Here is a 12,801-nt window from a genome sequence, read left to right on the forward strand (position 1 = left end):
AGGAGTAAGCCCTTTGCGTTCAACCTGAAGTTGCGTTACCCACTTACTGACCGTTGATTTACCTACGTTCATGGCTTTGGCAGCCGCTTCTTGTGTATAGCCTTGGTCAATGACTAATTGGGCAGTTTCGAGTTTAATCGCTGCGCTATATCGAGCACGTTTACTTTTATTCATTTTGTCACCTAAATTCGCTATGAATGAGATCATAACATTTCTTATTAGGTGGCCAAATTCACTATGCCACTACAAGTGAAGATAGGTTTCAATGGATCCGCGAGTTTCGTTATCGCCATCCCAATGGCAGCATACGTTGGATGGAGGCGGGGGCGAGCGGCCATGTAGAAGAGGATGGCGCCATTACTTGGAATGGGTATGTAATGGACATCACCCAACGCAAGAGCATAGAACAAGAGTTAGCCCTCAGTGAAGCGCACTTTAAGGCACTGTTCGATGGTGCGACCATTGGTATCGTCAATGTGGATGTTAAAGGCGTTATCTTAGATTGTAATGACCAATTTTGTGCCGATATGGCGCGGTCAAGGGAGAGTTTACGCAATACCGCAATTTTTGAGGTCCTTAGCGCGCAAGATAAGCATATTGCCAAGGCGCAATTTAAGGAATTGGTCGGTGGCAAAATTGACCATTATCGTGGCGAGAGGAGTTTTATTCGTCCTTCCGGTGCGCCTTTATGGATGACGGTCAATGTGTCGGCATTGTTAGATGCCCAAGGACAATTTGAATCGGCTGTGATCAGTATGGTCGATATGACAGAGCTTAAATTGCTCTCCGATGAACTGTTACTTGCCAAAGAGCAAGCCGATGCCGCCAGTAAAGCAAAGGGTGACTTCTTGGCGAATATGTCCCACGAAATACGCACCCCAATGAATGCCATTATCGGCATGTCCCAGCTGTGCTTACAGACCGAATTAGATAAGAAACAGAAGAATTATGTGGAGAAGATTGAGCGGGCATCGCAGTCTTTACTGTCTATTATCAATGACATTCTGGATTTCTCTAAGATTGAAGCGGGTAAGCTCGACATAGAATCTGTGCCATTTCAGCTCGATACTATGCTGGAAGATCTCAGCGATATGTTTTCTGAGAAAGCCGCCCACAAGCAGATTGAATTGTTATTTGCAGTCGCCCCTAACGTGCCGCGTTATTTATATGGTGATTCGCTACGCTTAGGCCAAGTGTTGATTAACTTGATGAATAACGCCATTAAGTTCACCGAGCGGGGTGAAGTATTACTGTCGTTAAATCTTGTTGAACAGCAAGATGATGATGTCGTGCTGCGTTTTAGCGTGCGTGACAGCGGCATAGGCTTAACTGAGCAGCAGCAAGCAAAATTATTTAAATCCTTTACCCAAGCGGATACTTCAACCACCCGTAAATACGGTGGTACAGGCTTAGGCTTGGCTATTTGCAAGCAACTCGTTGAACTCATGGGGGGCAATATTGGTGTCGAAAGTCAATTTGGTCATGGCAGCACCTTCTATTTCACTGTGAAGTTACAAATTTCCGAGGGCCAAAAATTAGTGCTTGAGCAAGAGCTTGAGGGCATGTCTGTGCTGGTGGTAGATGATAACGCGACCGCCAGAGACATAATGCGTACAACGCTCGAAAGTATGGGCTTTAGAGTCGATACGGTTCGTTCAGGTGAAGAAGCAATAAGCCGCTGCTTACTGCAGACCTATGAAGTGGCATTAATCGATTGGAAAATGCCCAATATGGACGGGTTAGAAACCGCCCGTCAGATCCAACTACAGGCTAAGTCTCAGCCTAAGATCTTGATGGTATCCGCCCATGCGAATCATGAATTTATCACTCAAATTGAGCAATTAGCACTGGCGGGGTACATCAGTAAACCCATCAGCGCCTCACGCATGCTCGATGGCATAATGAATGCGATTGGCCGTGAAGGCATATTGCCAGTGAGACGCCGCACTGAAGAGCTGGCGCCGCAGTTATTATTGCCACTTCAAGGGAAGCGTATCTTATTAGTGGAAGATAACGAGATGAATCTCGAAGTCGCCAGCGAGTTTTTAGAGCAAGTGGGGATTATTTTATCCATAGCGACCAATGGCCAAATTGCCTTAGATAAGCTATCCCAACAGCATTTCGATCTAGTGTTAATGGATTGCCAAATGCCGGTCATGGATGGTTATCAAGCCACTCAGGCGATAAGAAAAAGACCCGCGTTGGCAAATTTACCCGTCGTCGCCATGACGGCTAATGCGATGGCGGGCGATAGGGACATGTGCATCAGGGCGGGCATGAACGACCATATTGCCAAGCCCATAGAAGTAAATGTGCTCTATCAAACCCTATTGAAATACCTCGGATCTTCTTCTGGAATTTCTGCTGCGATAAGGGCGGAAGCCTCAACTCGGTTAACTTCGTCCAGCGCACAGGGTGAAGTCAGCAATGGCGCTGATCAAACGGTATTGCTCAAATGGCCAGAACACCCTGAGCTGGATATCGATAGAGGTTTGCAACTGGTGCAGCATTCGACACGTCTTTATCAACGAATCTTTGATCGTTTTGTGAGCAGTCAACGTAATGTGGTGGAGCAGGTTCGCAAAGCCATCGCGGCGAATCAAGTCGAAGATGCGGTGCGTATCGCCCATACCCTTAAAGGCTTAGCGGGTAATTTAAGTTCGGCAAAATTGGTGGAATTAGCGCGTTTGCTTGAGTTGCATTTAACAGAGAAAGCGCCCTATGAAGATGAATTAGTTCAAATTCAACCGCTAGTGGCCTCTATCTGCGATGCGATTGAACAGGCTAAGCCTGCGATAGTGAATCAAGCCGAGCCCCGAGCGGTGGACTTGCTATCAGATGAGGACTTGAGAGCCGCATTACGGGTCTTACGTCAGAATCTAGATGAAGCCGATGCCAGCGCTGTGGCAAAAATTGATGCGTTAAAGCCGAAGGTGAGTAGTGCAATGTGGCAAACATTAAGCCCCGCTTTATCTATGATTAACCAGTATCAGTTTGATGAGGCAATCGACTTAATTGACGATGTGATTACACAGTTAGGATAGAAAGCGGTAGCGCGAATTTATAATGCGTGACATTGAGTGGAGTTGTTAATGGAAAAAGCAACAATATTAGTCGTCGATGATACACCTGAGAATATTGATATTTTGATCGGTATTCTAGGTGATGATTACAAAGTCAAAGTGGCGATCGATGGGCCAAGGGCATTAGCGTTAGTGACAAAATCGCGGCCTGACTTGATTCTACTCGATGTCATGATGCCAGGTATGAATGGCTATGAAGTCTGCAAGCTGCTAAAGCAAGAGCCGCTGACCAGCCATATTCCGGTGATCTTCGTGACCGCCTTATCTGAAATTGCTGATGAAGCCCAAGGTTTTGCATTGGGCGCGGTGGATTACATTACTAAGCCTGTCAGTGCGCCTGTTGTTAAAGCGCGGGTTAAAACGCATCTTGCGCTTTATGATCAAAAACGTCTACTCGAACAACAAGTTAAAGTTCGTACCCACGAATTAGAAGAAACCCGTTTCGAGATTATCCGTCGTCTTGGCCGTGCCGCTGAATACAAGGACAACGAGACGGGTCTACATGTTGTGCGCATGAGTCATTACGCCCGCATATTAGCGGTAAAGCTCGGCTTACCGACAACCTTTTGTGACTTGATTTTTAACGCGGCGCCTATGCACGATATTGGTAAAATCGGTACGCCCGATGCTGTGCTGAAAAAGCCTGGGAAACTTGATGCGCAGGAATGGGAAATTATGCAGCAGCACGCCGCCATAGGTGCAGAAATTATTGGTGAACATAGCGATCCGTTATTGCAAATGGCCCGTCGTATCGCCTTAACTCACCATGAGAAGTGGGATGGTTCAGGTTACCCCAATGGCTTGGTAGGCGAAGAAATTCCCCTTGAAGGGCGTATCACCGCGATTGCGGATGTGTTCGATGCGCTGACTTCGCAACGGCCTTACAAGCAGGCTTGGACGATTGAAGCAACTATGGAGTTATTTGAACATCAAGCGGGAAAACATTTCGATCCTAAGCTGGTGGAGGAGTTCAAGCAAATCCTGCCAGAAGCAATTGCCATTCGAGATACTTATTTAGAAAATTGATGCTCGAAGTGCATTGACTAAGGTAAAGGCGCCATTGGCGCCTTTATTTTGCTTCAATATTTTATACTAATTATATTAAATCAAAGCATTACGCTTCATCTAATGAGTAGGGCAGGGCTTGGATCGTTAAATGTGATTGTTCATCGTCGGCAAAACGCAGCTGAGTATCATTAGGCGTGTCATTAGGAAGTACGGCGGTTAACAAGACTTGATTGCCACGCTGCACAAACTCAATGATTTGGCCACCACGGCGAAAACTGTCTTCCATCGCGATTTCAAGGCCTGATGCTAGGGTGATTTGAAGACTAGTGTGACCGCGCAAAATATACAGGGCGCGTTTATTACCACCGCGATATTTCATTCGCGCTATGGTTTCTTGTCCCATGTAACAGCCCTTATTGAAGCTGATACCGTTAACCGCTTGTAGATTACACATCTGCGGTACGTACTGACTGGCATGGCTGGCGGCAAGGTTGGGGTAACCTGCTGCAATCTCTAACGCTTGCCATGCACTTGCGTCAAATACACTCAGTTCCGATTGCGCAACTAAAGCTGCTGCGGCATCTGGTGTTAATACTAAAATAAAACGTTCAGCGTCTTTTAAAATCGCACCATTTTCAATGAGTGTGAGCTCTTGCTGAATGTCACCAAAATGTTTTTTCACGAATTGGCTTGCCTGTTCACCGGCAACCCCGAGCAGAGTCCACTCAGCGGATGCATTGCTTAGGGTGGCTTTACTAAACACGGCATATTTTTGTAACTGGGGTAAATCGACTTCGATGGCATCCTTTGGCATCAACATAAAGAGTGCATCTTGAATGGCAAAGGTTCTGAAACTGGCCAGCATTTTACCTTTAGGATCGCAATGCGCGCCCCAGCGCCATTGATCCGTGGCCAATGAGCTGATATCTGTGGTCACTTGGCCATGGATAAAACTGCGGCCTTGTTCTCCAACGACTTTGATGAGGCCCAAATGAGATAAGTTGGCAAGCATAAGTGGAGGCAAGGTAGCGTCCAGATCCCAATGGGGCGTAGAAACTGAAATAGTCATAGCGAGATCCTGAAAATGAAGACGATGTGAGAGGCTAGATTGTAACGGAATTCCAGTTGGCTCAAAAGCATAAGGCGCACATATCTGAGAATGATCTGTGCGCCTTATTATGTGTGCTTTAGTCGATAGGCTTAAAGCGAGTGGAGTTTAAAGTTTAAAACAGCACGCGGGTACGTAATGTACCTTCAATGGCTTTGAGTTCAACTAAGGCTTCTTCCGCTTGAGTTGTGTCGACTTCCATCACGACATAACCAATTTCTGCAGTGGTCTGCAAATATTGGGCGGCGATGTTGATGCCTTTTTCCGAGAAGGCTTGGTTGATCTTGATCAACACGCCCGGACGGTTTTGGTGAATATGCAGCAAGCGTGAGGTGCCTTTATGCGTTGGTAACGACACTTCAGGGAAGTTAACCGCAGAAACGGTTGAGCCGTTGTCTGAGTATTTAGCGAGCTTACCCGCGACTTCAATACCAATGTTTTCTTGGGCTTCGGCCGTGCTACCGCCGACGTGCGGCGTGAGTAGAACATTGTCTAAACCGCGTAGAGGACTGATAAATTCATCGTCATTCGATTGTGGTTCAACGGGGAACACATCGATTGCGGCACCTGCGAGGTGACGTTCTTTTAACGCAACGGTTAAAGCTTCAATATCGACTACAGTACCGCGTGATGCGTTGATAAAGATGCTGCCCTTTTTCATCGCCGCAAACTCGGCAGCGCCTATCATGTCTTTTGTTTGTGGAGTTTCAGGGACATGTAAGCTTACTACATCAGCTTGTGCTAATAGGAGTTCCAACGAATGGACTTGTTGTGCGTTACCTAGTGGCAGTTTGTCTTCGATATCGAAGAACACGACGCGCATACCTAAGGTTTCCGCCAGAATGCCAAGTTGAGTACCAATATGGCCGTAACCAATTACACCTAAGGTTTTACCACGCACTTCATAGCTGCCCGCTGCGGTTTTCATCCAGCCGCCACGGTGAGCGATAGCGTTGCGTTCAGGGATACCCCGCATCAACATAATGATTTCGCCAATCACGAGTTCTGCAACACTGCGAGTGTTTGAGAAGGGAGCGTTAAATACTGGGATACCAAGGGATTCGGCGGTGGCAAGGTCAACTTGGTTGGTTCCAATACAGAAACATCCTATCGCGATTAACTTCTCGGCACGTTTCAGCACCTCTGCAGTTAATTGGGTACGCGAACGAAGTCCCACAAAATGCGCATCTTTAATGGACTCAAGTAAGGCTTCATCGCTTAAGGAAGCTTTGTGGTATTCGATATTGGTGTATCCCGCACGTTCAAATACATCGACCGCAGATTGGTGGACGCCTTCCAACAGCAGGATCTTGATCTTATCCTTGTCCAGCGAATGTTTCGCCATGATATGGGTACCCTCTAATTAATAGAAATGTTTCTTATGATATGCTCACAACCTTCACCCACCAAAATAGCACTTTTTTTGCTCAGTGTGGAGGGCTAGATGGCTAAAGTTAATATTCTAAATTTAGAACAATATCGCATAAGAGGAAGAAACATTGAATAACAAAATCGCATGGTGCGGTATTTACCTCTCAGTTTTGGTGTGGTCGGCGATAAAACCCGCAGATCCTTTCACATGGTGGCTCGAAGCCTTACCTGCATTGATTGCTGTACCGATTTTATTCTTTACTCGCAAACGTTTTCCACTAACACCTCTAGTGTATTTTCTCGTCTTAATACACTGCTGTGTGTTGTTTGTAGGTGCTCATTATACTTACGCTGAAGTGCCGTTATTCGACACGATTGCGGATTGGATGGGTTCAGAACGTAATAATTACGATAAAGTGGGTCATTTTGCGCAAGGTTTTATCCCAGCCATGCTCGCCCGTGAAATTATGTTGCGTAATCAAGCTGTCAAACCTGGGGCTTGGTGCGCGTTTCTTGCTACTTGTTTTGTGCTCGCATTTTCGGCGTTTTATGAACTGATCGAATGGTGGGTTGCCGTGGCAACCGGCGAAGGGGCTGAAGCCTTTTTAGGGACTCAAGGCTATGTATGGGATACCCAATCCGACATGTTTCTTGCCCTCATTGGCGCAATTGTCGCGTTAGCTTTACTGTCTCGTTTTCAAGATAAACAAATCGCGAGACTCAAGCAGAGGATTTAGCGGCTAAAAGTGGGTGATGCTCTCTGTTTGAGTTGTAAGACTTTCTTCCCTGAAATATATGGTGTGAGTGTGATGACATTGAGTTGTCATACTTTAGTGTTGTTATTGTGTTTTCTTTGTGTTGCAACTTTGGATTGATAACGTCATAGTTGGAAAGTATTAGGTGCTGGGCGTTGGCCAAGTAAAACGGTATTTTTGACTGTTATTCCATTTTATTGTGGTGAGTTAGTCGAACCTACTAGCATTAAACAGGGAATAGTACATTTGGGTGATGTTTTTCAATCGTTAACTAGTCAGAATTAACTAGGTTAATGGAATGTTGAAAAATCTAACTAAAAAGACGAGTCAAACATACCATTTTGCAATAGAGAATACTTTTCAGGGAGGAGAGTCATTGAGCACAATTAATGAATTGGTTTTTTTACACCAAATGGCCGCGCCATGTCATTTAGCGTTACTCGCTGAATCCATAGGTTTGAAAACGCGAATAGTAAAGCATGCGGCTGAACTGGATTTAGACAAGAGTCGCCGTAGTTTTTATCTGATCACCCAAAAAGGTTCAGCATTAGATAACAAAGGGATACCTCTGTTAGCTTCGCGATTAGTGTCACATTTTCCTGTGGCGCTGTATCAAGTTGAGCGAGACTCCTTAGACCAAGAATCTGCAATGTTACTCGGCATTCGAGGTATTTTATTTGCCGATCAACGTATGGATCTGATGTTAACGGGTTTACGTAAAATGGTGGCAGAGGAACTTTGGTACGATAGAACTTTGCTAAGCAAAATGTTCCGCCGTGTCGTACAAAAGTTAGAAGGTAATAATGAAATGCCCTCTGATACTGTGGCTATGCTGCAGATGCTGACATCCCGTGAACGCACTATCATTCAATTCGTATCGAGTGGTGCGAGGAATAAAGAAATCGCTCATAGGTTATGTATCAGCGAACATACAGTGAAGGCGCATATTTCTTCTATTTTCCGCAAGACCCAGTCTCGTAATCGGGTTGAGCTTTTACGTTGGGCGCAAACCTATCAAACTCACTTTGAGCTGTGCAGTTAGTCAGTTAAAGATATTGGTCGTTAGCTTTTCGCTGTGAGTGGTTAATGATTGCTGGCATATCAACATAGAAAAGCGGGAATGTTTATTTAAACATTCCCGCTTTTTGTTTAACACCCATTTTATAAACCACCAAAGAGTTTAGCTGTGGTGGTTTAACAGTATTGATTAGTATTGCACTACAGTGGCAACGTTCATATTGCCTGATTGGTTCACGTTGATGCTGTTGTTAGTGCCTGCTTGAGAACCTAACACTAAGTTGTCATTACCCGTTTGAGTGATTGACAGGCTGTTATTGTCACCGCTAACGCCAAATGAATTTGAAGCAAATGAAGTGTCGCTATCGCCGCCTACCCAGTTACCTTTACCTGATTGAGTAATTTGCGCGGTGTTTTCATCACCTTCAATAATCAGGTCAATAACGTTAAGATCGCCACTTTGAAGTGCGCTGACATCGGCATTGTTGTTGCCAGTAACAGAAATCAATGTTTCGTTCTCAGCGCCATCTTGCTCAACATCAACTTCGTTATCGCTACCCACGGCATCTACATAAGCAAAGTTCTCATCGCCTTCTTGGCTGACTTCAATGCTGTTATCTTCACCATCAGCGAAGGCAATGATTTCGTTGTTATCGCCTTTAGAAGATAAATCGAAGTCATTATCTGCACCGTATGCACCAAAGGTCGCGAAGTTCGCATCGCCTTTTTGTTTCAAGTCAACGTCGTTGCTATCGCCCCATACTTGGAACTCCGCACCGTTGACATCGCCTTTTTGAGTGATAGTAATATCGTTATCATCACCTTGGATATCGGCCACTAAAGTATCACCGATAGTGTTGCCGCTGCCATTTTGAGTAATATCGACACTGTTGTCATCACCCGTAGTCATCGCAAGATAAGCCGTGTTGCCGTTACCTTTTTGATCCATTGAAATATCGTTATCGCTGCCGGCCAGTGCGTAAACGAAGCCAACATGGTTATCACCTTTTTGGACCATGTCTACTGTGTTGTCATTACCTGCAATACCTTTCGCTGCGCCAAAGTTATTGTTACCCGCTTGATTAACAGAAACGTCGTTGTTGTTACCCACGTTAGCGGTTAAGTCGAGAGCGATTAAACCTGCTTGGTTGTTGTCACCGATTTGTGTGATTTTACCGTCGTTGTTGCTGCCTTCAACGCGAAAAACTGCAAAGTTTGCGTCGCCTTCTTGCTCAACAAACACGCTGTTTTCAGCGCCAGTGATTTCAACTTGGCTTTCGTTGACTTCGCCTAATTGGTTAACGAATACCGTGTTATCGTTGCCAGTAACATCGCTACTGCTTTGGTTAAAGAAACCATTTTGCGACACATTTACATTGTTGTTGTCACCTACAACATTTGCACTTGCCACATGCCAGTCAACTTGTTGCGTTATTTGGACCTTGTTATCATCACCCGTTGAATTAATAGCCGCTTCATGCCACACACCGTCTTGGATGACAGTTGCGGTTTGAGCTGTACCTGTTTGCACAACCGCAGCAGCGTTAAGGCCACCCGTTTGTGAGACTAAAGTGTCTTGGGCTTGGCCTGACTGTACTACGCTAATTTCGCTCACTGTACTGGCAGCAAAAGCTTGACCGCTTAAACCTGTTGCAATGGCCAAAGCAATAAGTGATTTTTTAGCTTGTGATTTCATGTGACGCTCCCTGTTTAATATTGAGTTATTGAGATTGCAGCACCGTCCGCAATCTGTTGAATCGAAAAGTTGCCGCTTCCTAGTTGGTTCAGTTGCACGAGATTGTCATTGCCAATTTGTGTCACTGAAGCCGTATTTTGACTGCCGACTTGCAGTAGTTGGACTTCATTGTTTGAACCAATCTGTGTGATTAGCGCATCGTTATCATTGCCCACTTGTGTTACATCGGCCTTGTTATCGCTGCCTGACTGGAACAGTAATCCTTGGTTGGCAGTGCCTTGTTGAACCAGCTCGATAAGGTTATCGCGACCGGAACGTTCCAGTAATGCCTGAAGGGTTACGGGTAACTCGTTGACATTCAGCTCTTGTGCTGAAGTCATACAACTACAGAGCAAGATCAGCGGCACCAAAAAGCGTATAGAGGTATTTGGCACGGGTGACTCCTTGCATCAAATATCTTGGGCTGCTTAAAGCAACTTGCATCCCAAATTCAGACCTGAAGATACGAGTCCCGTTAATATGTCGCAATTGGCCAAACGGGTATTTATTCTAGAAAGGATTAACGGAAGGTAAATGATGGCTGTATTAATATCGTATTGATTAAATAGATTTTATATGTTTATTGACGTGTTTTTATTTAAGGGGTCTAGCCTAGTTGTCCTAGTAGTTAAGTCGTATTTGTTGTGAAGAGAGTATTTGATTTTTAAACAATGCAATAACAAGTGAAGGGAAATACATCGACTATCGCGTTTGCATTTTCTTGATAAAAAAGCACGCGTTTGTGCCAGCGAGAAACTGCTGTGGGGTTTAATTAACTGTAGCAACCTATGTCATTTACCCAGTGTGCAACAACAGGCTTCTTGTCTTTGCGGTAATGAATCCTAGGTTAAATAAAGGGACATTACTGTGAGCGGAAAATTAACCATTATTATGATTAAATTCCTTAATGGGGTAGAGAAAAGATTAATACTACTGTTTTATGCGAGATCAGTGCTTTTCTGGTTCTTTTAACTCTTCATGGAATGCTTCTGTACTGATTTGGCTTTTACGGTCTTGCAGTTGTTGCATCGCGCTGTTATTACTCACAGTTAACGCATTGAAGCGAGAATTGATATCGTCCATTTCGTTAATGTATTCAGGATCGGTTTTCTCTTTATTTTGCCAATAACGCTTACGTTCTAATTTCTGCAATTCACTGGCGCGCAGGATTTCAAAATAGCTATTTTCCTGCTTAAGACGATATATCTCGCCGTCGAGTAACTGCAATAATTTTTCTTTAGAAATGGTTCGGCTATTCAGTAGAGTGTGTAAGGGATCGACAGGAATGTCTCTTTTATCAGAGTCTACTTCAGTCGTTATCCCTAACTGGTATTCGATTTTATGTTGGCTAAATTCCTGCGGACAAGCGGTTTGGCTAAAGACAATTTTGTCATCTTTACGGCATTTATAAATGGTATTTGCCTGTATTGCAGTGGGCAAAATAACACAAATTAGGGTGAGTATCAGTCTTGCCATGAGGCCACAAATCCTTTGTACACTTGCATAGCTATTATGATTTAATTGTTTGATTAAGCATGATAAATAATGATTGTGACGTTTACATTATTATGCCTTTATAACCGTTTTTTATTAGGCTTAACCGGCTGTTAAGCCCAATAAATTAAAGGATTAGCCATGCATCATTATAAGGTCAAATTCACTCGTCAATGTCTGCCGCTAATCATTTACCTTAAATTAACATCTGCATCATACTATGGCGTAAATTTAGGGATAAAACCAGTTTTTTGACGCTTCAAATTTTTGGCGCTTGGATTGATTCTAAAGAAGAAAATAGCTTCTGGTCGGTCATTAGGTAAATAAAAAGGAGCGACTGCTCCTTTTTATTTATTGATAACGCTTAAGAGATTAGCGATCGAACCTTAAGTTGTCGATAAGTCGCGCTTTACCTATATAGGCGGCGGCCAAAATGACTAAGGTTTGGTCTTGGCTCTGCGCTTTCTCAAGCGTGTGGGCATGACGAATTTCCAGATAATCCGGCGTAAAGCCCGCCGCCACTAAACTGATTTTCGCTTGCTCGGTGACAGCATCAACACTCTGACCTTGTTTGATCCCTGCAGCCATAGCATCTATTGCCTGTTTTAACGCTGGTGCCGCGGCTTTTTCTGCGGCGGTGAGATAACCATTGCGCGAACTCATGGCTAAACCTGAGTCCTCACGTATGGTATCAACACCGATAATCTCAATCGGTAATGACAAGTCTTCAACCATAGTTTCAATGACTAATAGCTGTTGATAGTCTTTATTGCCAAAGAGTGCCACATCGGGCTGTACTATGTTGAATAGTTTACAGACGATTGTCGCAACGCCACGAAAATGCCCCGGACGGCTAGCGCCGCAGAGCAGATCTGAAATACCTGGCACTTCAACATAGGTTTGTTGCGCTAAGCCCTTGGGATACATCACGGCTGGTGTTGGGGTAAACAGCAACTCAGCGCCAGCGGCGGTGAGGGCTTCACTGTCGGCGGCGAGTGTGCGTGGGTAGGCATCGAGATCTTCGTTCTGGCCAAACTGCATTGGATTGACGAAAATCGATACCACCACATGATCACAACGTTTAGCCGCTTCTTTCACTAAGGTGATGTGTCCCCGATGGAGATTGCCCATGGTCGGCACAAAGGCGACAGTCTCGCCCTTGGCACGCCATGCACGCACTTGAGTGCGAATATCATCAATATGGGCGCTAGTGATCATTGAGCCTTACCT

Annotated in this window: 10 protein-coding genes and 1 pseudogene; 4 read left to right on the forward strand and 7 right to left on the reverse strand. The window is 44.8% G+C overall.

The genetic code is table 11. The features are described 5' to 3' along the window. Window positions 1–174: transposase (locus L5M11_RS21575; protein WP_263192006.1), on the reverse strand; the 174-nt coding region annotated here is incomplete at its 3' end. 74 nt (window positions 175–248) lie between these two features. Here L5M11_RS21575 and L5M11_RS21580 point away from each other — a divergent pair. Together L5M11_RS21580 and L5M11_RS21585 are read left to right on the forward strand one after the other, a co-directional pair. Beyond that, window positions 249–3,044 (forward strand): annotated as a pseudogene (locus tag L5M11_RS21580) (response regulator); the annotation flags it as partial. 48 nt (window positions 3,045–3,092) lie between these two features. Continuing rightward, window positions 3,093–4,109 (forward strand): two-component system response regulator, encoded by a 1,017-nt coding sequence (locus L5M11_RS21585; protein WP_263193221.1) that lies wholly within the window; start codon window positions 3,093–3,095, stop codon window positions 4,107–4,109. Between the two features lie 88 nt (window positions 4,110–4,197). On the opposite strand, the gene ygfZ is transcribed toward L5M11_RS21585, so the two are convergent. Both ygfZ and serA read right to left on the reverse strand, forming a co-directional pair. Further along, the gene (ygfZ, locus tag L5M11_RS21590) at window positions 4,198–5,160 is read right to left on the reverse strand and encodes a tRNA-modifying protein YgfZ (protein WP_263193222.1); all 963 of its coding nucleotides are present in this window, start codon (window positions 5,158–5,160) and stop codon (window positions 4,198–4,200) included. Window positions 5,161–5,314: 154 nt separating this feature from the next. After that, window positions 5,315–6,544 (reverse strand): phosphoglycerate dehydrogenase, encoded by a 1,230-nt coding sequence (gene serA, locus L5M11_RS21595; RefSeq protein ID WP_105251515.1) that lies wholly within the window; start codon window positions 6,542–6,544, stop codon window positions 5,315–5,317. Window positions 6,545–6,698: 154 nt separating this feature from the next. On the opposite strand from serA, the gene L5M11_RS21600 reads away from it, so the two are divergent. Both L5M11_RS21600 and L5M11_RS21605 read left to right on the forward strand, forming a co-directional pair. After that, window positions 6,699–7,307: a DUF2238 domain-containing protein gene (locus L5M11_RS21600; protein ID WP_105251516.1), complete on the forward strand. Its 609-nt coding sequence runs from the start codon at window positions 6,699–6,701 to the stop codon at window positions 7,305–7,307. A 394-nt stretch (window positions 7,308–7,701) separates the two neighbouring features. Beyond that, window positions 7,702–8,367, forward strand: coding sequence for a helix-turn-helix transcriptional regulator (locus tag L5M11_RS21605; RefSeq protein ID WP_014611267.1), 666 nt, complete (start codon window positions 7,702–7,704; stop codon window positions 8,365–8,367). 165 nt (window positions 8,368–8,532) lie between these two features. Here L5M11_RS21605 and L5M11_RS21610 read toward each other — a convergent pair whose 3' ends face one another. The 4 genes from L5M11_RS21610 to panC form a co-directional block, all read right to left on the reverse strand. Further along, window positions 8,533–10,038 carry a curlin gene (locus tag L5M11_RS21610; RefSeq protein WP_263145361.1) on the reverse strand — a complete coding sequence of 502 codons (1,506 nt, stop codon included), beginning with the start codon at window positions 10,036–10,038 and terminating at the stop codon, window positions 8,533–8,535. A gap of 14 nt (window positions 10,039–10,052) precedes the next feature. Continuing rightward, window positions 10,053–10,472 carry a curlin gene (locus L5M11_RS21615; RefSeq protein ID WP_105251518.1) on the reverse strand — a complete coding sequence of 140 codons (420 nt, stop codon included), beginning with the start codon at window positions 10,470–10,472 and terminating at the stop codon, window positions 10,053–10,055. Between the two features lie 553 nt (window positions 10,473–11,025). After that, complete coding sequence (locus L5M11_RS21620) at window positions 11,026–11,553, reverse strand: DUF4124 domain-containing protein (protein ID WP_263145357.1); 528 nt, start codon at window positions 11,551–11,553, stop codon at window positions 11,026–11,028. 390 nt (window positions 11,554–11,943) lie between these two features. Then, window positions 11,944–12,789: a pantoate--beta-alanine ligase gene (gene panC / locus L5M11_RS21625; RefSeq protein ID WP_173246722.1), complete on the reverse strand. Its 846-nt coding sequence runs from the start codon at window positions 12,787–12,789 to the stop codon at window positions 11,944–11,946. Window positions 12,790–12,801 lie beyond the last annotated feature (12 nt).

The organism is Shewanella sp. SM87, from assembly GCF_025653705.1.
Classification (GTDB): Bacteria; Pseudomonadota; Gammaproteobacteria; order Enterobacterales; family Shewanellaceae; genus Shewanella; species Shewanella oncorhynchi.